Origin of the sequence: Roseivirga misakiensis (assembly GCF_001747105.1) — a bacterium.
Lineage (GTDB): Bacteria > Bacteroidota > Bacteroidia > Cytophagales > Cyclobacteriaceae > Roseivirga > Roseivirga misakiensis.
This window is the reverse complement of the sequence record NZ_MDGQ01000003.1, coordinates 1,198,658-1,223,091: the sequence shown is the minus strand read 5'-3', so window position 1 is coordinate 1,223,091 and position 24,434 is coordinate 1,198,658. Positions and strand designations below refer to the sequence as shown.

At 39.3% G+C, this 24,434-nt stretch carries 27 protein-coding genes; 14 read left to right on the top strand and 13 right to left on the bottom strand.

Going from position 1 to position 24,434, the window contains the following annotated elements:
* Positions 1-43: 43 nt before the first annotated feature.
* Both BFP71_RS05590 and BFP71_RS05585 read right to left on the bottom strand, forming a co-directional pair.
* Entirely contained in the window at positions 44-1,588 is a 1,545-nt protein-coding gene (locus tag BFP71_RS05590) for a M20/M25/M40 family metallo-hydrolase (protein WP_069834441.1), read from the bottom strand.
* A gap of 83 nt (positions 1,589-1,671) precedes the next feature.
* A complete protein-coding gene (locus BFP71_RS05585; protein ID WP_141719687.1) occupies positions 1,672-2,727 on the bottom strand; it encodes a hypothetical protein in 1,056 nt (351 codons plus the stop codon).
* Between the two features lie 86 nt (positions 2,728-2,813).
* On the opposite strand from BFP71_RS05585, the gene BFP71_RS05580 reads away from it, so the two are divergent.
* Genes BFP71_RS05580 through BFP71_RS05570 form a run of 3 tightly spaced genes read left to right on the top strand, consistent with a single transcriptional unit; the run spans position 2,814 to position 5,909 of the window.
* Positions 2,814-3,719 carry a M28 family peptidase gene (locus tag BFP71_RS05580; RefSeq protein ID WP_069834439.1) on the top strand — a complete coding sequence of 302 codons (906 nt, stop codon included), beginning with the start codon at positions 2,814-2,816 and terminating at the stop codon, positions 3,717-3,719.
* A 4-nt stretch (positions 3,720-3,723) separates the two neighbouring features.
* On the top strand, positions 3,724-5,199 hold the full coding sequence (locus BFP71_RS05575) for a DUF5687 family protein (protein ID WP_069834438.1): 1,476 nt from the start codon (positions 3,724-3,726) through the stop codon (positions 5,197-5,199).
* An 11-nt stretch (positions 5,200-5,210) separates the two neighbouring features.
* The gene (locus BFP71_RS05570) at positions 5,211-5,909 is read left to right on the top strand and encodes an ABC transporter ATP-binding protein (protein ID WP_069834437.1); all 699 of its coding nucleotides are present in this window, start codon (positions 5,211-5,213) and stop codon (positions 5,907-5,909) included.
* Here the strand turns inward: BFP71_RS05570 and BFP71_RS05565 are convergent.
* Genes BFP71_RS05565 through BFP71_RS05555 form a run of 3 tightly spaced genes read right to left on the bottom strand, consistent with a single transcriptional unit; the run spans position 5,906 to position 8,147 of the window.
* Complete coding sequence (locus BFP71_RS05565) at positions 5,906-6,949, bottom strand: 50S ribosomal protein L11 methyltransferase (RefSeq protein WP_069834436.1); 1,044 nt, start codon at positions 6,947-6,949, stop codon at positions 5,906-5,908. The two genes, BFP71_RS05570 and BFP71_RS05565, sit on opposite strands and share 4 nt — an antisense overlap.
* Positions 6,950-6,957: 8 nt before the next feature.
* Complete coding sequence (locus BFP71_RS05560; protein WP_222843463.1) at positions 6,958-7,734, bottom strand: DJ-1/PfpI family protein; 777 nt, start codon at positions 7,732-7,734, stop codon at positions 6,958-6,960.
* Positions 7,731-8,147, bottom strand: coding sequence for a VOC family protein (locus tag BFP71_RS05555; protein ID WP_069834435.1), 417 nt, complete (start codon positions 8,145-8,147; stop codon positions 7,731-7,733). The genes BFP71_RS05560 and BFP71_RS05555 overlap by 4 nt, the downstream gene beginning before the upstream one ends.
* Positions 8,148-8,276: 129 nt before the next feature.
* Here BFP71_RS05555 and BFP71_RS05550 point away from each other — a divergent pair, with 129 nt between their 5' ends.
* Together BFP71_RS05550 and BFP71_RS05545 are read left to right on the top strand one after the other, a co-directional pair.
* Positions 8,277-9,803 (top strand): histidine kinase, encoded by a 1,527-nt coding sequence (locus tag BFP71_RS05550; RefSeq protein WP_069834434.1) that lies wholly within the window; start codon positions 8,277-8,279, stop codon positions 9,801-9,803.
* Positions 9,800-10,465 (top strand): LytR/AlgR family response regulator transcription factor, encoded by a 666-nt coding sequence (locus BFP71_RS05545; protein WP_069834433.1) that lies wholly within the window; start codon positions 9,800-9,802, stop codon positions 10,463-10,465. The genes BFP71_RS05550 and BFP71_RS05545 overlap by 4 nt, the downstream gene beginning before the upstream one ends.
* On the opposite strand, the gene BFP71_RS05540 is transcribed toward BFP71_RS05545, so the two are convergent.
* The 3 genes from BFP71_RS05540 to BFP71_RS05530 all read right to left on the bottom strand — a co-directional run bounded on the left by BFP71_RS05540 (position 10,460) and on the right by BFP71_RS05530 (position 12,726).
* Positions 10,460-11,476 (bottom strand): hypothetical protein, encoded by a 1,017-nt coding sequence (locus tag BFP71_RS05540; RefSeq protein WP_141719686.1) that lies wholly within the window; start codon positions 11,474-11,476, stop codon positions 10,460-10,462. The two genes, BFP71_RS05545 and BFP71_RS05540, sit on opposite strands and share 6 nt — an antisense overlap.
* Entirely contained in the window at positions 11,451-12,434 is a 984-nt protein-coding gene (locus BFP71_RS05535) for a hypothetical protein (RefSeq protein ID WP_069834431.1), read from the bottom strand. The genes BFP71_RS05540 and BFP71_RS05535 overlap by 26 nt, the downstream gene beginning before the upstream one ends.
* A gap of 76 nt (positions 12,435-12,510) precedes the next feature.
* Positions 12,511-12,726, bottom strand: a complete 216-nt coding sequence (locus tag BFP71_RS05530) for a hypothetical protein (RefSeq protein ID WP_069834430.1) — start codon at positions 12,724-12,726, stop codon at positions 12,511-12,513.
* Positions 12,727-12,925: 199 nt separating this feature from the next.
* On the opposite strand from BFP71_RS05530, the gene BFP71_RS05525 reads away from it, so the two are divergent.
* Complete coding sequence (locus tag BFP71_RS05525) at positions 12,926-14,341, top strand: pyridoxal phosphate-dependent decarboxylase family protein (RefSeq protein WP_069834429.1); 1,416 nt, start codon at positions 12,926-12,928, stop codon at positions 14,339-14,341.
* A gap of 17 nt (positions 14,342-14,358) precedes the next feature.
* Positions 14,359-14,910: a hypothetical protein gene (locus tag BFP71_RS05520; RefSeq protein WP_069834428.1), complete on the top strand. Its 552-nt coding sequence runs from the start codon at positions 14,359-14,361 to the stop codon at positions 14,908-14,910.
* Here BFP71_RS05520 and BFP71_RS19475 read toward each other — a convergent pair whose 3' ends face one another.
* Complete coding sequence (locus BFP71_RS19475; RefSeq protein WP_262501522.1) at positions 14,911-15,045, bottom strand: hypothetical protein; 135 nt, start codon at positions 15,043-15,045, stop codon at positions 14,911-14,913.
* A 188-nt stretch (positions 15,046-15,233) separates the two neighbouring features.
* Between BFP71_RS19475 and BFP71_RS05515 the strand changes: the two genes are divergently transcribed.
* Entirely contained in the window at positions 15,234-15,443 is a 210-nt protein-coding gene (locus BFP71_RS05515; protein ID WP_069834427.1) for a helix-turn-helix transcriptional regulator, read from the top strand.
* Between the two features lie 18 nt (positions 15,444-15,461).
* Here the strand turns inward: BFP71_RS05515 and BFP71_RS05510 are convergent, their stop codons facing one another.
* Together BFP71_RS05510 and prfA are read right to left on the bottom strand one after the other, a co-directional pair.
* Positions 15,462-15,884 carry a secondary thiamine-phosphate synthase enzyme YjbQ gene (locus tag BFP71_RS05510; RefSeq protein WP_069834426.1) on the bottom strand — a complete coding sequence of 141 codons (423 nt, stop codon included), beginning with the start codon at positions 15,882-15,884 and terminating at the stop codon, positions 15,462-15,464.
* 1 nt (position 15,885) lies between these two features.
* A complete protein-coding gene (gene prfA, locus BFP71_RS05505; RefSeq protein ID WP_069834425.1) occupies positions 15,886-16,950 on the bottom strand; it encodes a peptide chain release factor 1 in 1,065 nt (354 codons plus the stop codon).
* A gap of 81 nt (positions 16,951-17,031) precedes the next feature.
* Here prfA and BFP71_RS05500 point away from each other — a divergent pair, with 81 nt between their 5' ends.
* Positions 17,032-17,523, top strand: a complete 492-nt coding sequence (locus tag BFP71_RS05500) for a hypothetical protein (RefSeq protein ID WP_069834424.1) — start codon at positions 17,032-17,034, stop codon at positions 17,521-17,523.
* On the opposite strand, the gene BFP71_RS05495 is transcribed toward BFP71_RS05500, so the two are convergent.
* Positions 17,513-18,076, bottom strand: coding sequence for a DNA-3-methyladenine glycosylase I (locus tag BFP71_RS05495; RefSeq protein ID WP_069834423.1), 564 nt, complete (start codon positions 18,074-18,076; stop codon positions 17,513-17,515). The genes BFP71_RS05500 and BFP71_RS05495 overlap by 11 nt on opposite strands.
* A gap of 82 nt (positions 18,077-18,158) precedes the next feature.
* On the opposite strand from BFP71_RS05495, the gene BFP71_RS05490 reads away from it, so the two are divergent.
* From BFP71_RS05490 to BFP71_RS05470, 5 genes are all read left to right on the top strand, one after another.
* A complete protein-coding gene (locus tag BFP71_RS05490) occupies positions 18,159-19,517 on the top strand; it encodes a hypothetical protein (protein ID WP_069834422.1) in 1,359 nt (452 codons plus the stop codon).
* Positions 19,514-20,197, top strand: coding sequence for a response regulator transcription factor (locus BFP71_RS05485; RefSeq protein WP_069834421.1), 684 nt, complete (start codon positions 19,514-19,516; stop codon positions 20,195-20,197). The genes BFP71_RS05490 and BFP71_RS05485 overlap by 4 nt, the downstream gene beginning before the upstream one ends.
* A gap of 14 nt (positions 20,198-20,211) precedes the next feature.
* A complete protein-coding gene (locus BFP71_RS05480; RefSeq protein ID WP_069834420.1) occupies positions 20,212-21,522 on the top strand; it encodes a HAMP domain-containing sensor histidine kinase in 1,311 nt (436 codons plus the stop codon).
* 90 nt (positions 21,523-21,612) lie between these two features.
* The gene (locus BFP71_RS05475) at positions 21,613-22,296 is read left to right on the top strand and encodes a response regulator transcription factor (protein WP_069834419.1); all 684 of its coding nucleotides are present in this window, start codon (positions 21,613-21,615) and stop codon (positions 22,294-22,296) included.
* Positions 22,297-22,306: 10 nt separating this feature from the next.
* Positions 22,307-23,644: a sensor histidine kinase gene (locus tag BFP71_RS05470; protein ID WP_141719684.1), complete on the top strand. Its 1,338-nt coding sequence runs from the start codon at positions 22,307-22,309 to the stop codon at positions 23,642-23,644.
* Here the strand turns inward: BFP71_RS05470 and BFP71_RS05465 are convergent.
* Positions 23,619-24,377, bottom strand: coding sequence for an SDR family NAD(P)-dependent oxidoreductase (locus BFP71_RS05465; RefSeq protein ID WP_176723326.1), 759 nt, complete (start codon positions 24,375-24,377; stop codon positions 23,619-23,621). The two genes, BFP71_RS05470 and BFP71_RS05465, sit on opposite strands and share 26 nt — an antisense overlap.
* Positions 24,378-24,434: the final 57 nt, after the last annotated feature.

The following is a 24,434-nucleotide window of genomic DNA, read 5'->3' as shown; positions in this document are numbered from 1 at the left end:
CTAAACATGGTGCTTTCCAAAATCATTCGATTAATTTCTGAGCCTATCTGCTTCTATTAAGGCTTTCAAACACCTTAGGTTTTCTAGGCATTTTCTCGTCCATATTAGCAGTTTGCATAACCATTGTAGCTATGATTACTGCATTTTTTCTTAAGTCAGCCGCTTGCAAACGCTCAAATACATCCATATTCGAGTGGTGCGTTCTAGTACCATAATCAATTGGGTCTTGAATAAACTGAAACCCTGGTAAGCCAATTCCATCAAAAGCTTGGTGGTCAGTTCCACCAGTATTTCTAATGGTTACAGTGCTTGCACCCATGTCTTCAAAAGCTTTAAACCACTCTTGGAAAATTGGTCTTACAGCCTCGTTACTTTGTAAGTAAATTCCTCTGACAGCACCAGTACCATTATCCATATTGTAATAAGCAGAAAACTTCTCATGTGCTGAGTTTGGCTTTCCATTTTTCATAAATGTGTTCTGCACGTAGTTTCTTGAACCATAAAGACCTTGCTCTTCACCACTCCAAAGCGCGACTCTAACCGTTCTTTTTAAAGGAATTTTAGACTCCTTTAGAATTCGCATTACTTCCATCATTACCGCAGAACCTGCCGCATTATCGGTAGCACCTGTACCTGCAAACCAAGAATCCAAGTGAGCCCCTAGCATCACTACTTCATCCTTCAGTTTTGGATCAGAACCTGGTATTTCGCCCAAAACATTATAGCCTTTCAAATCTTCTCTTTGGAAAACAGTTTTAGTATCTGCTTCAATTCTGATTGGCTCACCTTTTACAGCAAGTCGGACTAGTCTATTATAGTGTTCTGGAGAAATTTCCATTTCAGGAAGTGCATTAGGGTCTCTTCTTGCTCCATTTGAAGTAAAGAAAGTACCCTGACCTCCTCGGTTGGTTGCTAGTACCATTTTTACGCCTTCGTCTTTAAAGAGCTGGTAAGCTGCGTTTCGCAATTGCGCCCTTCTTCTAAAATCAGATACTCTCCTTGCTGAAAATTGTCTGTTGGCATTGCTCACACGAGCACTCATCATACCGTCCAATTGCTCATCGGTAAGTCTGCGCGCATCCGCTTCAAAGGTTGTTTCTGCACTAGCTGTGGTTGGTAACATTACGACCTTACCGGCCAATTTACCTTTGTATTTAGCTAAATCTGATTCGTTTTGAATATTTACATAAACTACTTCAGCCTCAATTTCACCATCAGTGCCAGGTGTCCAAGCCTTCGGTATACCAATCAACGCTTGGTAATAAGGAGCTGTCATTGCTAAGTAAGACTTCTTGACGCCCCATCCAGGACCAAATTCACCCCAAGCTTCTACTTTTACATTGGAGAGGCCCCATTCTTTCATTTCTGCTGAAGTCCAATCATAGGCTCTTTTAAGTCCTTCCGAACCTGTAAGCCGTGGACCAATACGATCGGTCAAATTCCAAGCAATATCCATTACTTGGCTATTATTTAACCCTTCGTCTTTAATCTTATATATAGCGTCATAGTCGATTTCTGTGTTCTGAAAACCAAATACGCTAACGCCTGTCATAAAGAGACAGACAAAAAATACAGTAATCTTTTTCATGTTGTTATCATCAGTTTAGACACAATATAGGCAGACTGAATAACTGACGATAATGAAATTAGACGTATGGAGAATAGAGGGGATTAGTTCGCGTTTTCTTGTATAACCTGCTGTATTTGGCCTAAAAAGTTTTGTAAGGCAGCTTCCCAGTCCAATGCGGCATCCCAATTCTTACCTACATAAATGTTATTATTGCGTAGGTCACTCAAGTAAAATTTATGAACTAGAGCTTTTCGTGGTTTCTTGCGGTCGGGAAAAGAAATCCAATCATATAGCAAGTTTTCAGGTGCAGAAACGTATCGAAGCTCATACTGAAAACCATCTTTCCGCAACTGTTGGTTTGTCTGCTTTTCCTCTTTGTAATAGAAATTGTTAGTCGTATCGGAGTGGAGCGAATTTAACCACCGTTCCCTACCTGTGATTTCGCTGTCATAACGCACTTGATTGTAGAAATTAGCATATCTAAATGCAGCCGGCCCTTGATCTGCCAAAAGAGCTTTATCTATCCTTTCGATGGCCACTTTAAAATCAGCAATTTTCGGCGGAACACTCTTTGCTACTACACCCAAATCTACTTCAGGATAAAAGAATTCTGCATTTTCGTTCACCAATAAGTTTCCTCTGTAAATCGCCCCTGTTTTAAAATAGGCGCTCAGTTCATCTTTAATCCCATCTAGGTTTGCTCCTTCTCGTGCCCAAAAAGTAGCTCCTTTGTCAAAGAAATTTTCTTCCCCATTATAAGGTCCTATCGCTAAGAAAACTGGCCCCTTTTTACCTCCCGCTGCGAACAGAATTAGGTTGTTAATTCCCCTTTTACGTAGAAATTCAGGTATGGTCAAGCGATCATTAGGTTGAGAAAACAAAACCTCTGTTTCTATGTAAGCCACTGCGTCAATACCTTCTTCGGCAAAGAACTGCTGCAACTCATCTACCGATTCCATCCACTCATTTCTATCTGCATCCTCTGGCACTGAAATTAGGACAATCGACTTGGTACTGAGAATATCTTTAGGCGGATAAAGTGCTTGACTTATTTCCAATTTACTAAGTAGTAAGTCGGTGCTATTTTGGCCAAATACAGTCATTGTATAGCCCAAAAGAAGCATAGTGAGAAACAACTTATCTATGAATGGTCGCAAGACTTTATTTCGTATTGATTATGTTTATGAAAGTTAAATTGAACCAGAACTGAAGTAGTAAATAGCTTTCAACAACGATTATAACGATGCAAAGATATTCAAATTTCATTGTCCTATTTATATTCTCATTGTGCGTAACATTATCCGCTACGGCACAACTAAATCGCCTGGATACAGAGCTAATGCTTGATGACTTAAGGCGACTTTCGCATGATGCGGCTCAAGGTAGAAAAACAGGAACTCCTGGTGCTGAAGCTGCTCGAAGGTTTATCATTGGGCAATTCAAAGATGTTAGTGCAAAAAGCTATAAAAAGGGCTATCGTCACCCGTTTACCTTCAAAAACCGCAATGGTGAAGAAATAGAAGGCGTTAATGTAATCGGCGTCATCAAAGGAAAAGAGAGTTCTGCTTTTGCCATCACCGCACATTACGATCATTTAGGAGTAAGAGATAGCCTGATCTACAATGGGGCTGATGATAATGCCTCGGGAGTTGCCGCTCTTTTAGGTTTAATGGAATATTTCCGAGCCAACAAACCAAGACATACCTTGATCTTTGCAGCTTTGGATGGTGAAGAAATGGGTTTAAGAGGAGCTACTGCCTTTTTAGAAGATCAAAAGATTCCCGTAGAAGATGTTGTCTTAAATATTAACATGGATATGATCAGCATCAACGATAAAAATGAGCTTTATGTGGCTGGAACGCACCATTACCCAAACCTCAAGCCTATCGTGGAAAAAATAGACCCGGCGCCATTACAGCTTAAACTAGGACACGATACGCCAGATTTGGGGTATAACGATTGGACCAACCAATCTGATCATGGTGCTTTTCACAAGAAGGGAATTCCTTTCCTCTACTTTGGTGTAGAAGACCATGCCCATTATCACAAACCCACAGATACATTCGAAAATGTAAATCAGGAATTCTATATAAAGGCGACTCATGCCATACTCGATTGTATTTTAGCCTTAGATATAAATTTAAACTAGCACTATGATTCAAGCCCTTTTAAGTCACTCTTGGAAAGAGCAATTCAGGTCGGCAGTTTGGGCCAAAAACCTCGTAGCCAACATTTTCCTTGGCTTGGCAGCCATTATGATCACAGCCTATGCGCTCTTGATAGGCATTTTCCTGAAAGAAATCGTTGGGGCAATTTTGCCTGATACTGATCCGCTAAGCATTATTAATAGTGTAGTTATCTATTATGTGGCCTTTGAGTTTTTTATCAGGTTCTTTTTGCAAAATGTGCCCGTACTGTCTATACAACCTTATTTGCATCTGCCCATTAGAAAGGCTAAAATGATCAACTACATGTTGGGCAAAAGCTTGCTTAGCCCTTTCAATGTATTGAGTCTACTATTCTTTGCTCCTTTCGCCATTCGGGTGGTCAATAGTGCTAATAGTACTGGCCAAGCTGTGGGTTGGCTTCTATTCATTGTCGGTTTAGCCTTTATGCTACACTATGCAATCATTCTATTTAAGAAAAAACTAAGTGAGCATCCTAACCTAATTTTCTATGCTTTTATCGTAATCGCAGGCATTGCTGCATTGGACTTTTACGGAATTGTAAGCTTGTCTTCTATATCGTCAGAAATGATGAGTACTGTGCTCGCTACACCATATTTAGGTGCTATTCCATGGCTAGCAACGGTTCTCTTTTACTTCCTAAATTTTAACTTCTTAGTAAACAACACTTACCCAGAAGAAATATCAATTAAAAAGAAGGAAGCAAGCGTTTCAGGCGATTTTGCCTTCCTTAAGCGGTTTGGTCATAAAGGAGAACTTATGGCCACGGAGATTAAGTTGATTTTAAGACATAAGCGACCAAGAAATACGGTCATGTTTAGTGCTATTTTTCTTTTTTACGGACTGATCTTTTACCCTAACCCTCAATATCAAGAAATGGAGTTCATTTTCGTATTTGTGGGGGTATTCATTACTGGAATTTTCTTTATCCAGTATGGTCAATTCCTGTTAAGCTGGGATAGTAGCTTCTTTGATTTTGTACTGGTAAGGAAATCGACTTTTAAAGAGTATATAGAAGCGAAATATTATCTATTCGTGCTAATCTCAACTATTGGGTTCGTGGTATCCTTGGGTTACGGCTATTTTGGTTGGAAAATCGTGCTGATCAATTTCTGTGCGTACCTGTTCAACATCGGCATAAATGTTTTTGCGGTCATGAGAATCGCGATGTTTAACCCGAAGAAGATTGATTTGAATAAACGAGCAGCGTTTAACTATGAAGGTGTCGGAGCGGCTCAATTCCTGATTGCTATTCCTATAATGATCCTTCCTTACCTTATTTATGCGCCTTTAGCCATTTTTGGCTATGCCGATCTAGGAATTATCCTTACAGGAGGAGCAGGTTTGGTTGGCTTCATCCTCAGAGAAAAATCTTTGAAAATTATTACTGATTACTTTGTCCAAAACAAACACAAAATCGCTGCTGGTTTTCGTGCACAATAAATAGTTCTATCATGATTGACGTAAAAGAATTATCAAAAACCTATAAGGGAGTTGAAGTAGTTAACATCCCCGAATTATCCATCGGAAAAGGCCAGAGTTTTGGTCTGGTCGGCAATAACGGGGCTGGTAAAACAACGTTTTTCCGCATGATTCTCGACCTTATTAGACCTACTACGGGTTATGTGACTTCTAAGGAAGTAGATGTGAGAAAAACGGAAGATTGGAAGTACTATACGGGTTCATTTTTAGATGAATCTTTCCTGATCGATTACTTAACACCAGACGAATACTTCGATTTTGTAGGTTCTCTTCATAATTACTCCCCTGGTGATATGAAAGAGTTTTTAGAGCAGTTTGAGCAGCTATTTAATGGAGAAATAATCGGCAAGAAAAAGTACATCAGAGATCTGTCGAAGGGTAACCAAAAGAAGGTCGGCATAGTAGCCGCTTTAATGGGAAACCCAGAAGTAATACTGCTAGATGAGCCATTTGCCAACCTTGATCCAACAACTCAAATTAGATTAAAGAACATTCTTAAAGATTGGAAAGAGAACCATCAGTTGACCATGTTAATTTCAAGCCATGACCTAAACCATGTGACAGAAGTTTGCGAAAGAATCGTACTGATGGAAAAAGGCGATGTTAAAATGGACGTAGAAACTAATGAGTCTACACTGAAAGAACTTGAAAACTATTTCTCTGACTATTAAGTCAACCTAAATCGTATCAATTCATCACTGAAAAGGGCCTGCAAATCAACTTGCTGGCCTTTTTTAATATCGATTGGCTTTTCAAAAAAGTAAACCGCTTGCTGCCAATGAACTAACTCTCCATCGGGCCCAGAAGAGTATGAGGCCTCATCACCCATGTGCATGTCGAACCAAAAAGCCACGGCTTGTAACTGGCCAGAGGCGGTACATTTTACCTTATAACTTTCTACTTCAGGGTTATCAAAAGGAATTTCGGCGGGTAGATTGCGAAAATCGTAGGTTCTTAGTGGAAAAACATCACTAAGTTTTTCATGAGGCTCATCTTTGAGGTTGATCGGCTTATAAGTATCACTCATGCTAAAATCCTGGAAAGCAGAAAGGTCAAATCCTGAAATTTCATGAATTGGATTTACTTTTTGTAGCCTCTTGGCTTCAACTAATACAGCGTTTAAAGAAATCCCTGAAGGAAGAATAATTGCATTTGGCTTTGCCAAATGCTCAGTCGCATGCCTCAAGGAAGGTAAAACCCCTTCTCCCAAACCACCTGTGTCTAAAACCTCAGCGAGAATAACATCGAACTTTTCTTCAAAGTCAACCCCCATTTCAATTTGATTTGAGTGCTTTCCTACAATGTTAACCCGGTCGTGGTAACCGTTCATAACCACTACTTTTTGAGCCACTTGGGCAATATCTGGATTTACCTCACAACCCAACACCGACTTTGCGCCTGCACGTGCCGCCATTAGCGCCAAAAGACTCGATCCAGTACCTAAATCGAGCACATTTGAGTCATTACTCACAAATTTTTCAATGGCTCTTTGAAAAGCAAAGTTCCTGTTCTCATCTGCCAACATATCGAAGTGCCATTGAGGTATACTTAGAGAAACGAGAGCCTCAAGTCCCTTTTTTGCCTGAAAATTATCGGGGTCGACCTCTAAAACTTCAAGGAATAAAGCCTCAGCTTCCATTTTCTTATGCTGCCTAGCGAAAGCGGTGGCCTTTTTCAATAAGAAACCAATATCGGCCCCTGATTTACTCATATGATAAGTTATGGCTTTATATGCTTCACTTGATCTACATCCCAATCGATTACTAGGCCTTTACCCACACCGATCGCTGCTTTCTGGCCGTAGAGGTATTCTACAAGGTACAAAGCAGGGTCATAGGACTTGGCGCCACCAGCCGATGTGATGGCTTTACCGTCATGAACGAAGCTAATATCTTCATACACATCTAGCGCGGGAAATGTCTCTCGAAATTTTCCGATATCACTGGGAAATGTCGTGCATTTAAGGCCTTCTAAGAGGCCGGCTTGTGCCAAAATAAAGGCACCATCGCAGAGCGACATTACGAATTGGGCTTTTCCACCTTTCTCTTTTACGAATGAGATGAGGTGTTCGTCTTCCAAATCAGTATCCATATTGTGTTCTGCACTCGGCACTATCAATACATCGATATCTGGTACATTTTCAAAGTTGTAGTGAGGGGTAACCGTAATACCTTCGAAGGTGGTAATAGGGTTCATCGTCGGTGAAACAATAAAAGTTTTCATTCCAGGGTTGGTATGAAAAATCGTGTGTTGAAAAATATCGTAGGGTGCGATTAACTCAGAGTTATAAACCCCGTCAATGGCCAAAAAAGCTACGTTTAAAGTGTCTGAGGGTTTGTTCTTAACTTCATGGAAGCTTTTAGTTGCACGGACAACTTCATTAGTTACTTTTTCTTGGCTGCAAGCTGAAAAAAGGATAGCGAGAGTTAATAACAATACTTTTATTGATAGACTTCGTCCTAGAAATGTCTCCAAACTTCTCATAGATTGTTTCATTTAGCGAAGATTTGAGATGGGTCTTTAAATGACTTGAATTCAAGGGCATTACCACTTGGGTCTAGAAAAAACATCGTGGCCTGTTCCCCGACCTCTCCCTCAAATCGAATATAAGGTTCGATGATAAACTCGGTCTTTACACCTTTCAGCTTGTCGGCCAATGTATGCCAATCCTCCCATTCTAAAACTGCTCCAAAATGACGAACAGGTACGTTCTTACCATCTACAGCATTAGTACTCGCTTGTGCTAACTCTTCTGGTTTAACATGAGCACTGAGTTGATTCCCAAAAAAGTTAAAATCTATCCATTTCTCTGTTGAGCGGCCGATCTCACATCCCAGTAAGTCACCGTAAAAAGTACGGGTAGTTTCAATATCTTTAATAGGAAAGGCTAAATGAAAAGGGGCATTCATACTGACTAATTTTCGAACAAATTCGCGATTTAAAAGCAGGGGCACAACCCATTTTTTGATTCCACCACATTCTGCAGGTATTTGGTCACATTTAATTGAGTGAAAGCATTGCAGCCGCTAACATTGGGTATGAAAAAGATAACAATTACATTCTGGGCCTTTCTCGTAGCATTGGTTCTATTCTTTGTTCAAAAATATTTTAGTCTTACTGGACATAACGGTGAATTGTGGGTAATGAATGCAACCGAATTTTTCGGTACCGAGGAAATTGCCAGAGCTAAACTTAAATACTTTGTTTGGCATAAGTTAATTAATTACTCTGCCTATATTCTAATAGTCCCTATCAGTTACGTATTCCTGTTCAAGAGACTAGACAAGCACCAGAAGTGGTGGCTAGCTTTTCCAATAGCAATTCTAGTAAGTGTATTGCTAGGGATAGCTCTAGGATACCTCGATCAGGCAATCAATAGTACCTATTTTATAAGCCCAAGGAATGGTAAAATTTCTGCATCATCGATTTCTCTTTTCGAACACTTAATCATCAGAAATAGTATTGGATTTTTAAATGCTTTCGGGATAAGTGTATTGATTTTTAAAATACAAAAGCTCGAAACCACTTGGAAAAACGATACTCAAAGGCTCAATAACTCATTTTGGTTCATCTCTTTTTTAATCTACTTCACCATAATAATAGGTCTCTTTACCTATATCTTTATTGGCTTAGGCCAGGTGATTATGCTAATACCTCAGTCTTTGGTTGCAGCATCATTTATGACACTTTCATCAGCAATTTTCTTCTCTGCATTCCTAAATAAAGGCCGTATTTCTTCTACAGGCATTGGAAACAAATTTTCACAGTTTCTATTTCCTTCTTTGGGACTTTTGGGAATAGTGATGTTGTTCATTGATGATAGTTTAACCTTTGGCGATAGGTGGCTTAACCCAGATTGGATAATTGCTCTTGGTATTACATTCTTTTTAACTGTAATTGTCGCTGTTGTTTCTGTAATTACTTTTAGGTTAAACTTAGCAAACGCTCGTAATAGCATTCGCCTTCAGAAAAACCTGAAAGAAAGTGAATCACAATTATCGTTTCTTAAGTCCCAAATTAACCCGCATTTTCTCTTCAACTCGTTAAATACTGTTTATGGTTTGGCTTTGGAAGAAGAGAGCCCCAAATCAGCTGAAGGAGTCCAGAAACTTAGCGACATGATGCGCTTTATGCTTCAGGAAAATACTACGGATAAAATTCCGCTAGATCGAGAAATCAAATACATTCATGACTACATTGATTTTCAACTTTTAAGAATTGATAACAAAGAAAATATAGACCTAAGCATTGATATAGCGGATGGTTGTAACGGGCAAATCGCCCCTATGCTACTGATTCCAATGATAGAAAATGCCTTCAAACATGGGATTAGTATGAACGCTTCTTCTTGGGCAAAAATAAAATTAACGTGTGATGGAAATGACGTTACCCTCAACGTGAAGAATAGTATGCACCCAAAAACTAATCGTAAAGAAGAGGAAAGTGGTATAGGTTTAGAGAACGTCAGAAAACGATTGGCCATTCTTTATCCCGAAAAGCATCTTTTTCAACTTTTCGAAAATGAGGAGCAATTTGAGGCTAATATTAAAGTGACACTATCATGATCAGCGCCATTGCCATAGACGACGAACCGATAGCACTTTCAATTGTCGAAAAACATGCAGCTAAAATTCCATATTTAAAGTTAGAAGCAGTTTTTACAAATGCTTTGGAAGGGCTCAATTACCTAAATGCAAACCAAGTCGACCTCATTTTTCTTGATATAAATATGCCCGACATTTCAGGCTTAGAATTTGTAAAAAGCCTAACGAATAAGCCACACATTATATTCACCACAGCCTATTCAGAATACGCTGTAGAAAGTTATGAACTGGAGGCGGCGGATTACTTACTCAAGCCATTCGAGTTTGGAAGGTTCTTAAAGGCAGTCAACAAATTGGCAGAGCAAACAGAAAAATCAAGCCAAAACTACCTATTCCTAAAAAGTGGTTATGAATTTATCCGAATAGAAAAGTCGGATTTAAGATATATAAAAGGTGATGGTAATTATGTTGGTTTTCATACGTCTGAAAGAAAGGTTCTTTGCCGCATGAAAATGGATGAAGCTGAGTCACTTGTTTCAAGCGATGACTTCATCAAAGTACACCGCTCTTATGTTGTGAACAAATCGATGATCCTCAAAGTAGAAAAACACCAATTACACCTTGAAGAAGGCACAATACCAATCAGCCAGACATATTATGATAACTTAGTAACCAATCTATAAATCAGCCACGAAAAGACCGTCGTAGGACTTTCCACCTTCTTCTATATCCAAAGAAATATAAAGCTTTCCATCACGTATGTGCATGGCTCGATGATATCCAATTCCGATACTCACTTCACTAAATGCCATAGGAAGATTAATCCCTAAACGACGAAATTCTCCGCCGCTCAGCCGATAAAGTTTCTCATCATTCTTGAAAACAAGTCGCAAATACAAACGATCAGCTTGTTCATCATAAAGAAGTGCGTTTAATATGGATTCATTGAACTCCTTTGGTAGAACTATGGAGCTCTTTTCGCTTTTATTTTGGTTAGCCGTAACCAATTTACCAGCTACTCCATCTATTAAGACTAGACCTTTGCTGGTCACAGTAGATGGAAATAAGTACTTATATAGGCTCCTTTTGGCATAACTGTAATCTGCTAAGTCTTTAAACTTATAAGACTGAGTCTTGTCATTGATTGTGTAAAAAACTGTTTTTTTTGTGTCTGACCTGATGAAATTTCGGGCATCACGGAAATGTAAAAACATATTTTCACTAGCCTGACCTGAATCTTCATGAAAACCTAGAGACCCAAACCTACCTTCCTCTAAAGGTATACTTAGTGTTAAGGCATCATAAAATACCTTTTTGGTATACTCTTCCAGAAACCCTGTTTTGGGCCGATAAAACAATCTATCTTCACTAACAAGAAGGTTGTTATTAAAGCTTGGTGACACTTGCTGCATAATGAGAGTATCTTGAACTACCATGCTTTGCCTATCGAATAAATAAAAGTAACTACCCGACCTTCCTTTTGTACCCCATTTTGCATCCATTAATACTACGTATCGGTCAGTAATTACAAACTCTTTTATTTGAATATTGTCGTTTAAATAAATCAAAGAAAATTGAGGGTATTCAACTTTTAATTTCTTTAGAAACGACTCCACAATGTCTCTGTCCTGGGCATGTAGCTGGCCAAGAAAGAGAATCAAAAAGAAACTAATAAGTGACCTTATACTTGACATACTTTTCATTATTCTGATCAATTGTAACAAGTTCATCATCCACAAAGCTGATGAAAACAGCCTTTTCTTTTAAGTGCAGTGCACCGAGCACCTGCTCATCGGCATTCAATACATGTATGGTTTTTCTGCTTACCGCCTCTTTTGGTAGGTGTAGATTGGCCAAATCGAGTGTCCTGAGAAAGAATAGCCGGCCATCCTTTGCTGTAAAATCCCAACACTCATATATGTCGATATCGAGCTCATCTCCGTAATCAATAATGTTTTCTTCCTTAGTAAAACTATAGGGGAGTGGATTATCTGATACAATACTTAAAGTGGAATCTACCTTCACTAATTCCCCCAAATCAGGCTTTAGAATAAATAGAAAATCATTTAAAACTAACGCCTTCGTAACTTTGCTCAACTCATCAAGCCTTTCAGGAAACTCTATATCAAAAAGTTTCTTTTGATTATCGAAACCCTTGTCTAAACTGAAATCAAGGGAGAAAACCGAATAAGTGTTTTCTTCATAGAAAAGACCTCCTACGAGATATTTATCTTGGTACTTTATAATCCAGTCGACATCTATCTGAGGTAGTTTGTATTTACCCAAAAAACCTAAGGTCCGGGCATCAAAAACCACAACATTCTGTCCATAAATAAAATACATGTTATCGATAACGCTATGACCACTATGAAATGATAGTGCATCAGGGCCAACACCCCTTTCCCCCAAAAGACCAGCGACCCAATTAAACTTTTTATCAACTAACACTAGTTGAAATATGGTTTTATCCCAGTAAAACAGTGTATCCCCCAACTGGCCTACTTTTGAATTAATGAGATAACTTTTAGGCATCAAATGATCTGTATTGATTTCTTTAACCATTTGAACTTCGAGTTCAGGCACATCTATTTGAGAACTGCAGCCTAATACTAAGCAGGCACAAATAGTTAACAAAACTCTATTCACCGTCATAATAAGAAATTGGAAAGTCCCCGTAGAATGTTTACAAGGACTTAATTGAAGGTTTATTTAAACTAAAGAAGCTTTCCTAAGTATGAAGTATTTTACAGTTCAACTTAAACAGCTTACATTCCGCGCGTTCTTTGGAGGTATAATCACCATTAGCTTTTTTATCTATTTTACACCTTCCCTTTTCATCCCTACAAAAGCTTTTACCAGTTTGGCCAGGTAGTGGTCCTTGTTGTGAAATAGCAAAAGGTACCGTTAAAGCTAAGAGCAACACTATTGATAATAATTTTTTCATGTTTTTAGTTATTTAGTTTATAAACATGAAGTACCAATAATTAATCGGAATATCAATGACATATTTTAAAATAATTATGTTTTTAATTTCCTTGATTAAATAACAAGGCCTTAGAAGCCACGGTAAACCGAATAAATAGCGCCTAGTTTTGATCATTACGTCCATTCTTATTTTAACTTCGGTTTATAATCAGAGCTGCATGAACACGTCAGATTTTAGAAAGCACGCACATGAGTTAGTCGATTGGATGGCCGACTATTTTGAAAATGTGGAGGACTACCCTGTACTTCCAGATATTAAACCCGGCCAAATTCTCAATCAGATTCCCAATAATGCACCGGATAAAGCTGATCCCTTCGAGGCCATCTTCAAAGATTTCAAGGATGTGATCATGCCTGGTATAACCCACTGGGAAAGTCCAAACTTCATGGCCTATTTCCCTGCAAACAAGAGTAAAGCCTCTGTTTTGGCCGAAATGCTAATGAGTACCTTAGGCTCTCAATGCATGATTTGGCTTACATCTCCTGCTGCAGCGGAGTTGGAAGAGCAAGTAATGATTTGGTTAAGAGAAATGCTTGGGCTTTCGAGTAATTACACTGGTGTTATTCAAGATACTGCCTCCACAGCTACATTATGTGCCCTCCTTACTGCTAGAGAAAAGGCCACAGCGTTCGCCATTAATGAAGATGGTTTTGGTGAACAAAAATTCACTGTTTACGCCTCCTCTGAAATTCATTCATCAATTGAAAAAGCAGTTAAAATCGCTGGTTTCGGAGCATCGCAGTTCAGGCAGGTTCCTGTAGACGAGAATTTTGCCATGCGTGCGGAAGTTTTGGCCGAAACAATTCAAAAGGATATCGCAGCAGGCTTTTTACCTATCTGTGTTGTCTCAGCTATTGGGACAACAAGTACCACAGCGGTTGATCCTATCGCTAAAATCAGCGAAATCTGCAAGCGCCACAACATTTGGCATCATGTAGATGCTGCCTACGCCGGTACAGCATTGGTATTGCCCGAATTGCGTTGGATGTCTGAAGGTGTGGACGAAGCCGATTCTTTTGTCTTTAATCCCCACAAGTGGATGTTTACCAATTTTGACTGCACTGCTTATTTTGTCAAAGACCCTGTCGCACTCGTTAACACATTTACTATTACACCCGATTACCTTAAAACTTCAGTTGATGAAGAGGTGAAAAATTACAGAGATTGGGGAATACCACTAGGCAGAAGATTTAGGGCTTTAAAGCTTTGGTTTGTGATAAGAGAAATGGGCGTTGAGGGAATTCAAAAGAAGATCAGAGCGCATATAGCCCTCGGTAAATGGCTAGCGCAAGAAGTTATTGAGCATCCAGATTTCGAATTAATGGCACCAGTTCCTTTAAATACAGTATGCTTTCGGTTCGTAGGAGCCCCCCCAGATCAACTCGACCAGATCAACAAAGCGATTATGAATGAAATCAATAAATCTGGAAAGCTGTTTTTCACCCAAACCAAACTTCTAGATCAATTTACACTCCGACTAGCTTTTGGTAACACCAACCTAGAGGCTTACCATGTTGAAAATGCATGGAACCAAATCCAGGAAGTGAGTAAAACGTACAAACAAGAAGCTTAACTATGGGTTAGAAACTCATGCATGTTAAATCATTTCTTACGGTTTGTCTGATTTCCCTATTCCTATCCTGCAATCCAGATAAAAGAACTGTAGTGGATCAGGCATCGGTGACTTTCGCCACGGATGATGCTTCTGAACTATTCTTTAAAAATGTTCGCCAACTCTATTACAACACAGAAGTAATGGAGGAGGCCAAGCTCAATATTTTCAGGCTAAAGAAAAGGGATTTGTCAAATGACAGGCCTATCATCAATTTGGCCATTGTCAATAACTGGCGCTTCGATGAAGCCTATTTACTTTTAGAACCCAATGACCTTATTGGACAAGCAGATACAATCACCATAAAATGGTCTAACGCTGATGGTAATAATGGAGAAGTATTATACGAGAAAGGAAATAAGAATAAACAAGCCGAATTTGCGGATAGCATATATGCGCATATACAAAAAGGCAGTACTTTTTCTATAAAAATAGAGGATGATTGGGTGGCTTTCCTAGACACTGAAAAGTCAAGGGAAGCCTTCAGAATAACCGTATTCGATTATTACAAACTAGTTAAAAGGATCTGACTAGTGTTCCTCTTTTTTCTTTTTCCCTTTAAACAGGGCGTCATGTTGACTAATTGCGCCTACAAATCCAATTAGAATAACAACAATCCAGATAAATGTATTTGCGCCAGAAGCGATTGGTGGATCAAACAACATAATTTTTCGTTTTGAGAGCACAAAGATAGTTCAAAAGTCATTTGTTAAGAAGCCCTTCACAAATTTTTAACAACTGTGTAACAATTAAGTCTAATTCGGCACAAAAATGTAATACAAAGTTAACTCTACTTACCTGACATAAAAGTGCATTTAAGTCTAATATTGGACGATAAATATTTCCGGTAGACATGAAAAGTATACTCAAGGAAGAACGCAAAAAGAAAAAAATTACGCAAGAACAGCTAGCAACACTAGTCGGTGTGTCTCGTCAAAGTATCAATGCTATTGAAAGAGGGAAATATACTCCTTCAACGGTCCTTGCGCTCAAAATTTCAGAAATCTTTAATACCTCGGTGAATCGCCTTTTCGAGCTTGAGGCTGAAGACTATAATTCCTAAAAACCACTCTTAATACAATCAAATACCCTGTGCGGTCAGCACTATAGAGCGGCTACCGCCATGGTTTCTGTGTTCACATAGATAAATCCCCTGCCAGGTTCCCAAATTGAGCCTTCCATTTGTGATCGGTACAGTAACAGATGAACCAAGTATCGAAGCCTTTATGTGAGATGTCATATCATCTGGCCCTTCAAATGTGTGCTGATAGTGGGTACCATCTTCAGGAACCAATAGGTTGAAATGAGATTCAAAATCCTCTCTCACTGTTGGGTCAGCATTTTCATTAATCGTTAGGCTTGCAGATGTATGCTTTATATGAACATGAAGCAGCCCAGTATTTATCTCTTTCAATGCTGGAATAGCAGTTGTAATTTCATGCGTTATTAAATGAAAGCCCCTTGACCTAGGAGAAAGACGGGTCTCAGCCTGAAAAAATTTCATGCTATTCGCCCTTCATTTTATCGGCATTTTCAGCGATTCTTAGATTCTCTATGAAGTCATCGATCTGTCCGTCCATTACTGTCGGTAAATTGTGAACAGAATAGCCAATTCGGTGATCTGTTACCCTTCCTTGCGGATAGTTATAAGTTCTAATCTTATCCGATCGATCGCCACTTCCTACAAGTGACTTTCGTTCTCCTGCTATTTCGTCTTGCTGTTTCTTAAGCTCTTGTTCATAGAGTCTAGATCGCAGTACCTGGAGTGCTTTGGCGTAATTTTTATGCTGTGACCTTCCATCTTGACACTCCACAACCGTGTTGGTTGGAATATGCGTCAAACGTACAGCAGATTCTGTTTTGTTTACGTGCTGACCACCAGCACCAGAACTTCGGTAGGTATCTTTACGAACATCTTTCATGTTCAAATCAAAATCAACTTCGTCAACCTCAGGCAGTACCGCAACAGAAACAGCACTGGTATGCACGCGACCTTGAGACTCTGTGACTGGAACCCTTTGCACTCGGTGAACACCGGATTCAAACTTCAGGGAACCGTAAACATCTTCACCTTCCACACTAAAAACGATTTCCTTAAAACCTCCGGAAGAAGCTTCATTAGTCGTAATCAATTCCTTAGTCCAGCCTTTAGCGTCGATAAAGCGCTCGTATAGTCTAAACATGTCACCTACAAAAATTCCAGCCTCGTCGCCCCCGGCTCCTGCGCGAATTTCAACGATTACATTTTTTTCATCGTCAGGATCTTTCGGAATCAGTAATATCTTGAGCTCTTCCTCAAGTTCTTCTTGTCTTGGGTTAAGCTCTTCCAATTCCAGCTTCGCCATCTCGCGAAACTCTTCATCTTTTTCGGTTTTTAAGATCTCTTTGGAGTTCGCAATATTGTCTATTACACTTTGATACTCATTGTAGATATTGACGATCTTCTCCAAATCCTTATACTCCTTACTTAGCTTGGAGTAAACTTTCATATCAGACATGGCATCTGGTTGGATAATCAACTGACCCACTTCTTCAAATCTATCTTTTATGGCAATGAGTTTTTCAATCATTCTTGGCGGTATTAAGTACCAAAATTAAAAAACAAAAGCAATCCGTTATACATTTGTATACCATTCCATAGAAACAAGTGAATGAAAAAGACATTAACCTTTATTACCTGCCTATTCTTTTTACAAAGTTGTGGCAACGAGAAAATAGATACCGCTAGCGCAAAGGCTGAAATGGATGCCCGTGAAATAAGAATTGTGTCCGACGCCGAAATTCAAGAGGAGGCTATGAAAATGGGCGATCAAATCTCTTCAGATTTTAGCCTCAGCGCCATTCCAGAGCCTATATCAGATACGTATGTATTAAATATCAGGTATGGTACAGATTCTATTTATGTCAAAGATCACTACTTTTTTGATGACCCCAGAGACTTATCTGGCAAGGCCCTAGATATCTTTGAAGCTTATTTGTATAACAGTGAAGCTGGACTGGTTTCGGAAGCTAATGTCCAGAAAATTGAGGATGGAAAAGTGCTACTATACACCAAACCAATGATTGCCAACGATACCACTGCCGTCGGTATGTGGACAATAGAAATACCTAGAAAAAACGTGGTATTAAATATTAAACAGTAGCATATCGAAAGCAGTCTACAACATGGTCGTTGACCAAACCGCAAGCCTGCATGTAAGCATACATAATAGTACTCCCTACAAACTTAAACCCTCTCCTTTTTAGGTCTTTACTCATTGCATCGGATTCTGGGGTTTTCGCTGGCACCTCCTCCATAGTTTTCCAGCGGTTAACTATAGGCTTATGGCCGACGAATGACCAAATGTATTGATCAAATGAGCCAAACTCCTTTTGCACTTCTAGAAACTTTTGAGCGTTAATAACGGTCCCTTGCACTTTAAGCCTATTTCTGATTATTGAAGGGTCAAGTAAAAGTTCTTCAACCATGCTCTGTGGGTACTCAGCGACAATCTCTGGGTCGAAATCTGCGAAGGCCTTTCGGTATCCATCCCGCTTTTTTAAAATGGTAGACCAGCTTAAACCAGCTTGTGCCCCTTCTAAAATTAAAAACTCAAAGTGCACGCGGTCGTCATGGACAGGCACACCCCATTCTGTATCATGATAGGTTATATAAGCATCAAAACTATTTTCGCACCAAGCACACCTTTTTTTCATACGCTTAAATTAAGAAACATTAATTTCAATTTAATTTCATCTTAAGGTTAGGCCATAGCTTGCGATCATAAACTCAAGAATTATGAAAAAAACTATCACAATACTATGCTTAACTGTGCTGGCAAACATCAGCTTAGCGCAAAAGGTAATTAGGCTTAATGCCGACCCAAGCGTCTCTTATACCGAAAAAGTTACCATAAACAAATTTCTACCCTCGACACTTGGGTTGATTATCGGTGTCGAAGTTGAAAAAGAAAACGGTGAAACAGCGTACATCCAATTCAAATCGATATTAGCTAAAGAAATGATGGATGCATTTCCAATTGGCACAAAAGCGGAAGTAAAATTTCGTAAAAGAGCTCGGTGGCAAATGAACATGATGTTCAACACAGCTCTTTTTAGAAGTTACTACAATAACGTTGGTTTACCAGAGGGTGGTTCTGCCTATCGAGTTCTGAGCAACGACTTACAAGTACAAAAAGAAGCCATGAAAAACATGAGCCGAAAAGAGCTCAGAGGCTTCGAGATAAATGAATTAATCTCCGTCAAAAGCGGCAATCAATATGTTGAAAATCCAAAAACATTTGAGCGTGAAAAAACCAGACCGAAAAAGGACGAATTATTCGAGAACATCACGGTTTTAAGCGTAAAAAAGGAAAACCGCTTCACCTCCACTGTAAAAACTGAATATGGCAGGACGCTTTCTATAAAGAATTATATTGATCGTAAAGTTGGTGACAAAGCTACCTTCTTAGTTCAATACCCATGGCTTTTTGAAGGAGAGGTTCCCGTAAGCGACGTCTTTTTCGAAAACGCAAGTAAGGCCAGAGTCTTAAAAGGTCAAAAAATGCAATTGTCAACACCTCTTTATGATAATTGGGGCAGATTATTTGCTTATGAGGCCGTTGTGGATGGTAAGGAAGCGGTTGTTAAGTTTGAGCCTTTTCACGCAGAACAAATTCAAGCTTATGCCGATGAACACCAAGGAGAGGTGCATGAGCTGCTTACATCTGGGAAGTCAAAGCGTGTGATAAAGAGAGCCAATAAGAGACGAGTTGTTGGTATATCCTATGACATTAGTGCCATTCCCACGGATGAGGGCAATGTACTTCTTAACGATCGTTTTGAGCCATACACTTATCAAGACACCGTTACTCTTAAGTCCAAAATCGTTGAGACAGAAAAAAAGACTTCTGAAAACTTTGAATGGCTGAACATATACGATAACCGATTTTTATTAGATAATGGGTATGCCTTCAGTATTAGTGAGAGAATTAGGAAAAGTTTTAAAACACCTCTCTTACCTGGCGACGAAATTGAAATTACTGGAGTGCCCTATGTCAAGAAAGAAGGAGAAGTATTGGAAGATGGGGTCAAGCAAATGTTTAAACCGATCTCAATTAAGGTTGGTAACATCACCTATAGCATAAATATCAGATGAAGATACTATTGATAGAAGATGAGGAAAAGCTAGGCTTATTTATTTCAAAAGCACTTGAAGAGTCTGGTTATTCATGCGAACTATCCACTAATGGCAGCGAGGGCTTAGAGCTCGCTGCCATTGGCGGTTTCGATCTGATCCTCTTGGACATTATGCTCCCGGGTCAAGATGGGTTTGAAGTACTGAAGAACCTTCGCAAGTTTAAAATCGAAACGCCAGTGGTGTTCATCAGCGCCTTAAATGAAACGGAGCACGTAATTAAAGGACTAGACCTAGGTGCTGTAGACTACCTAAAAAAGCCTTTCGATATAGAAGAGCTTAAAGCCAGGATTAGGAACGTTTCCCGAAAATTCACTGGAAAAAGAGCCACTATTTTATCGATAAAGGACTTAGAACTTGATTTGGTACGGAGAATGGTCAGCCGAAATGGCGTTGAAATCGACTTGAGTAAAAGAGAGTTTTCGATTTTGGAATTACTGGTTAGAAATACAAATCGTGTTGTTTCTAAAACTGAGATGACTCAAAAGATTTGGAATATTGAGTTTGATATGGGAAGCAACGTCATAGAAGTACATATGCACCAATTGAGAAAGAAAGTAGACGAACACGCCACTGAAAAGCTAATCGAAACTCAGGTGGGTTTTGGATACTTGATCAGGGGCGAACTCATTAAAAATTAAATGACCGTAGGCAGATGAACAGGTTAAGTATACGTTCCAAAGTCGCTTTTGCCTTTTTCGGCGTCTTTGTACTTATCTCCACAATCACGGGGATACTACTTTATCTGTTCATACAGTCCACACTCGAAAAAACCCATATCCAGTCTTCCTTCTTAGAAGCTCGAAGTATTTTGGAAGACACAGAGTTCGACCCAATTCAAATACCCATTACAGACACAGATCAGTGGATTTATATATGGTTTCAGTCTGCGAATGAACAGCAAGAGATCTATCAAAAAAGCGGGTTTCCTTTTGACGCCAATTTACTTCTGGATTTTAATGACCAAAGCTTCATGTTAGAAGAAGTAGAAGGCAATGTTTCATTCCTTTCCGATACGGTCACATATGTATTGGCTCGAAAACAGGTCACTTCTGGAGAAAATGGCACGCTCAACCTTGTGCTCGCAAAAAATAATGATGAATTCAAGCAACAGCTCACTCGCGTAAAAGGCAATATGGTTTTGGCTAATTTATTAGCGATTGCCTTATCACTAAGCCTTGCCTATTTTCTATCGGGTTATTCCCTAAAGCCTATTAAAGCCATAATTGCAAAGGCTCAAGAAGTAAAAGCTGGGACAAAAATGGCTCGATTACCGGTAGCCGATTCTGGTGATGAAATCGCTCAGTTATCTAATACTATGAACGCCATGATTGCCCGCATTGAGGCATCGATCAATGACCAAAATCGATTTTTCTCTTCTGCCGCGCACGAATTGCGTACGCCGCTCGCCAATATGCTTTCAGAAATAGAATATAGAATGTCTAAAAAAGGTCAAGTAGATAATGAGTCGCTTGATAGTATAAGAGATGAAGTCGTTCGGTTAAAAGTTGTCGTTCAGGATTTTCTACTCGTAAGTCAGCTTAAAAATGAAACTCTCGAGCTCAGAAAACGAAGCATTCGGTTGGACGATATCGTTTATGATGTTTTAGAAAAAAGCAGGCCTACACTAAGAAAGTCTGGGTATGAAATTAAGGTTTCACTACCCAAGGAATTAACGAAGGTTGAACTCGACTCAGAAAAGATGGAAAGCCTAATCCTTAACCTAATCGATAACGCCCAAAAATATGGTGATAACGCTGAGCCAATTATCATAAAGATTGAGGAATCAACAGACAAGCTCTCTTTAGAAGTTCAAAATAATATTAGTGATCAAGATGTGGTGAAAGGCAGCAACCTAGGCCTATGGGTTTGTCAAAGAATAGCTGAACTACACGGTTTCACTCTATCGACAGCTTCCAATGCCGGTAAATTCACAGTTTCGCTTATTCTCCAGAAAAGGGCATAAACGTCGTATTAAGAAACATTAATCGCTTACTCACGCTATTATACTACATGATCCTTATGTTTAGGGCCAATAAGAGCATGCTATCCGATTATGGAAATTCTGGTCATAGAAGATGAAGCTAAACTAGCCGCGCTAATAAAAGAGGGGCTGGAAAAATCTGACTATATCGTAACTGTTGAAACGAACGGAAGCAATGGAATAGCCACCGCAATCAACCAGACATTTGATCTGATTCTTTTGGACATTATGTTACCTGACCAAAGTGGGTTTGACGTACTTCAGGCAGTTCGGGCAAATAATATAATCACCCCGATCATATTCCTTAGTGCTTTGAATGAAAGCAAAACTGTCATTAAAGGACTGGACTATGGCGCAGTTGACTATATCAAAAAACCATTTGATTTTGACGAGTTGAGGGCGCGCATTAGAAATGTGCAGAGGAAGTTTGGCTCGGATCGAGTGTCAATACTTGAACTTGAAGGAGTAAAGGTGGACTTGATTAAAAGAGAAGTTTTTCGCGCTAATAAGAAGATAGAACTTAGTAAACGTGAGTTCGCCATTTTGGAGCTACTTTTAACACATGCCAATCGACCTTTGTCGAAAGCAGAAATCACGGAAAAGATATGGAACATCAATTTCGACATGGGCACCAATGTAATTGAAGTGCATATGCATCAATTAAGGAAGAAGCTAAATGACGGTTTTGAAAAACAGTTGATAGAAACCATAGTAGGAAGTGGTTATCAAATTTCTGGTGTATTAATCAAACGTTAAACTGTCCAAATTGAATTTTCTCAGGAGTTTACGGTTTAAAATCGCTACCTCATTTTTTGTGGTTTTTACTATAATCGCTTCACTTTTCAACGTTTTTTATTTTAAAGCTGTTAAGGATAGCCTTATTGGCGCCTATTATGAAAAAGTAACGGCGGAAGCACAGACCATTTTGACTGAGATAGACTCTGTCAATCGAGATCCTACCGCGCTACCAAATGTAAATTCATTTCAAGTTTGGCACTCCAACGCCGAAAAAAGCTCTCTAATAAAGACTCAAGGCAATTTTCCAGAAAGTTTCCATGAAAATTTTCCGCTCTTAAATGCCAATATGTTCGTCCCTGGTTTAGAAGAACCTTCCATCCTAGAATTAGATGATATCACCTATTGTATAGTAGAAGCAGCGCTTATCAAAGGACAACCCGATAAGCTCACTATAATAACTACACAGAATAACAATAATGCGTATGCTCAAATTAGCTCTTTGAGGCAATCACAAATTTATATGAGCATCACCGCCGCCTTGATTTCTTTTTTAGTTGCCCTTGTGGTTTCTGGATGGGTATTAAAACCTATTAAGGCCTTAATCACACAAGCACGCCGGATTAAAGCGTCCGAAAAGATGGAGAGAGTTCCTGTTTCCTCCGCCAATGATGAGCTTACAGAACTCGGTCTCACAATGAATAAAATGATTGAAGGAATCGAGTCTTCCATTCAGCATCAGAGCCAGTTTTTTACGTCGGCAGCACATGAACTGAGAACGCCACTAGCCAATATGCAAGCTCAATTAGATTTGACGGAGCCACTTTCCAATGAAGCACCAAATACAGAGACATTAAGCAGCTTTCGCCAAGAGTTGCAGCGATTGAAAAGAGTAGTCGAATACTTTTTGCTAATGAGTCAACTCAAATCAGACACATTATCCCTTCAATTGACGGAATTTCGACTTGATGATTTAGTCTATGACGTCTTGGAAAAGATGCATTTTAATAAAGATGACGAGCCATTTGAATTTCATTTAGAAATCGACCCACATACCGACCACAGCATTAAAGGTGACAATGAAAAAATGGAAAGTATTCTTGTCAATTTATTTCAGAACGCACAAAAATATGGTGATATCTCAAAGCCAATAGAATTTCACCTGAAAAGAACAAATAGTAATCTCAAGCTATTCATTCGAAACAAAGTGAGTCTTACGAAAGCCAAAAACCACGGAAATCAGCTTGGTTTATGGATATGTGAACAACTTTCACAAAAGCAAGGGTTTGAATTCAGCTATTCAAACGATGGGGGATACTTTAATGCACAAATAAATATCCCATTTAGTGAACATAACTCGCAGCATTAATATCAATTGTAGTTCCTGTAGCGTGATCGGCCAATCCGCTGGCGAGTAACACAATCATTGGGGCCAAATCTTTCGGTTCAGTCAGCGTCGGAAGGGCAATATCATTTAGGGCAAAGCCCTCTCCATACTGATCCATAAAATCTTTCGCCATGTCGGTCCTTACAAAACCAGGCGCAATATTAAATGCCTTAATGTTATCCTTTCCGCAATAACGGGCGATCGACCTGGTCAAAGATGGAATAGCACCTTTAGATGCCCCATATGCCAAATAATCTAGGGTGTCCCCTCTAAATGCGGCTCTAGATGAAATGTTGATTATTCGTCCTCCACCAATTTCTCGAAAATGATCAATCGCCTTTTTACATAAAATTCCCGTAGCGCGTGTATTAACCGCAAAAGTTTTATCCCATTCTTCTACCCAAGTGTGGTCATCTTGCCCTAAATCAGAGGAAAGAGCAACACCAGCATTATTTATGAGTACATCAATACGACCAAAATACGCTTTAACTTGTTCAAACAACTTTATGACATCCGCCGCATTTTCCAAATTGGCCGAAAATGCCTTTGATCTAGTTTTTAGCCTTGAAACTAATTCCTCAGCCTTTTTTGAACTCTTATTATAATGTAGCCCAATCTCGGCTCCTGAGGCCGCCAGGGCCAAAGAGAACCCTTCTCCAATACCACGAGAGCCACCTGTTACTAACACTACTTTTCCTTTTAAAGAAATTTCCATGAACAAAACGATTTAGTCCGATAAATTACATTGTTTATTGCGCTTAATAAACCCTAT

What these genes read in the sequence shown, in the direction of transcription:
- BFP71_RS05590 (WP_069834441.1), bottom strand. Translation starts at nt 1,588, where the DNA reads ATGAAAAAGATTACTGTATTTTTTGTCTGTCTCTTTATGACAGGCGTT.
- BFP71_RS05580 (WP_069834439.1), top strand. Translation starts at nt 2,814, where the DNA reads ATGCAAAGATATTCAAATTTCATTGTCCTATTTATATTCTCATTGTGC.
- BFP71_RS05575 (WP_069834438.1), top strand. Translation starts at nt 3,724, where the DNA reads ATGATTCAAGCCCTTTTAAGTCACTCTTGGAAAGAGCAATTCAGGTCG.
- BFP71_RS05570 (WP_069834437.1), top strand. Translation starts at nt 5,211, where the DNA reads ATGATTGACGTAAAAGAATTATCAAAAACCTATAAGGGAGTTGAAGTA.
- BFP71_RS05565 (WP_069834436.1), bottom strand. Translation starts at nt 6,949, where the DNA reads ATGAGTAAATCAGGGGCCGATATTGGTTTCTTATTGAAAAAGGCCACC.
- BFP71_RS05560 (WP_222843463.1), bottom strand. Translation starts at nt 7,734, where the DNA reads ATGAAACAATCTATGAGAAGTTTGGAGACATTTCTAGGACGAAGTCTA.
- BFP71_RS05555 (WP_069834435.1), bottom strand. Translation starts at nt 8,147, where the DNA reads ATGAATGCCCCTTTTCATTTAGCCTTTCCTATTAAAGATATTGAAACT.
- BFP71_RS05550 (WP_069834434.1), top strand. Translation starts at nt 8,277, where the DNA reads ATGAAAAAGATAACAATTACATTCTGGGCCTTTCTCGTAGCATTGGTT.
- BFP71_RS05545 (WP_069834433.1), top strand. Translation starts at nt 9,800, where the DNA reads ATGATCAGCGCCATTGCCATAGACGACGAACCGATAGCACTTTCAATT.
- BFP71_RS05540 (WP_141719686.1), bottom strand. Translation starts at nt 11,476, where the DNA reads ATGTCAAGTATAAGGTCACTTATTAGTTTCTTTTTGATTCTCTTTCTT.
- BFP71_RS05535 (WP_069834431.1), bottom strand. Translation starts at nt 12,434, where the DNA reads ATGACGGTGAATAGAGTTTTGTTAACTATTTGTGCCTGCTTAGTATTA.
- BFP71_RS05530 (WP_069834430.1), bottom strand. Translation starts at nt 12,726, where the DNA reads ATGAAAAAATTATTATCAATAGTGTTGCTCTTAGCTTTAACGGTACCT.
- BFP71_RS05525 (WP_069834429.1), top strand. Translation starts at nt 12,926, where the DNA reads ATGAACACGTCAGATTTTAGAAAGCACGCACATGAGTTAGTCGATTGG.
- BFP71_RS05520 (WP_069834428.1), top strand. Translation starts at nt 14,359, where the DNA reads ATGCATGTTAAATCATTTCTTACGGTTTGTCTGATTTCCCTATTCCTA.
- BFP71_RS19475 (WP_262501522.1), bottom strand. Translation starts at nt 15,045, where the DNA reads ATGTTGTTTGATCCACCAATCGCTTCTGGCGCAAATACATTTATCTGG.
- BFP71_RS05515 (WP_069834427.1), top strand. Translation starts at nt 15,234, where the DNA reads ATGAAAAGTATACTCAAGGAAGAACGCAAAAAGAAAAAAATTACGCAA.
- BFP71_RS05510 (WP_069834426.1), bottom strand. Translation starts at nt 15,884, where the DNA reads ATGAAATTTTTTCAGGCTGAGACCCGTCTTTCTCCTAGGTCAAGGGGC.
- prfA (WP_069834425.1), bottom strand. Translation starts at nt 16,950, where the DNA reads ATGATTGAAAAACTCATTGCCATAAAAGATAGATTTGAAGAAGTGGGT.
- BFP71_RS05500 (WP_069834424.1), top strand. Translation starts at nt 17,032, where the DNA reads ATGAAAAAGACATTAACCTTTATTACCTGCCTATTCTTTTTACAAAGT.
- BFP71_RS05495 (WP_069834423.1), bottom strand. Translation starts at nt 18,076, where the DNA reads ATGAAAAAAAGGTGTGCTTGGTGCGAAAATAGTTTTGATGCTTATATA.
- BFP71_RS05490 (WP_069834422.1), top strand. Translation starts at nt 18,159, where the DNA reads ATGAAAAAAACTATCACAATACTATGCTTAACTGTGCTGGCAAACATC.
- BFP71_RS05485 (WP_069834421.1), top strand. Translation starts at nt 19,514, where the DNA reads ATGAAGATACTATTGATAGAAGATGAGGAAAAGCTAGGCTTATTTATT.
- BFP71_RS05480 (WP_069834420.1), top strand. Translation starts at nt 20,212, where the DNA reads ATGAACAGGTTAAGTATACGTTCCAAAGTCGCTTTTGCCTTTTTCGGC.
- BFP71_RS05475 (WP_069834419.1), top strand. Translation starts at nt 21,613, where the DNA reads ATGGAAATTCTGGTCATAGAAGATGAAGCTAAACTAGCCGCGCTAATA.
- BFP71_RS05465 (WP_176723326.1), bottom strand. Translation starts at nt 24,377, where the DNA reads ATGGAAATTTCTTTAAAAGGAAAAGTAGTGTTAGTAACAGGTGGCTCT.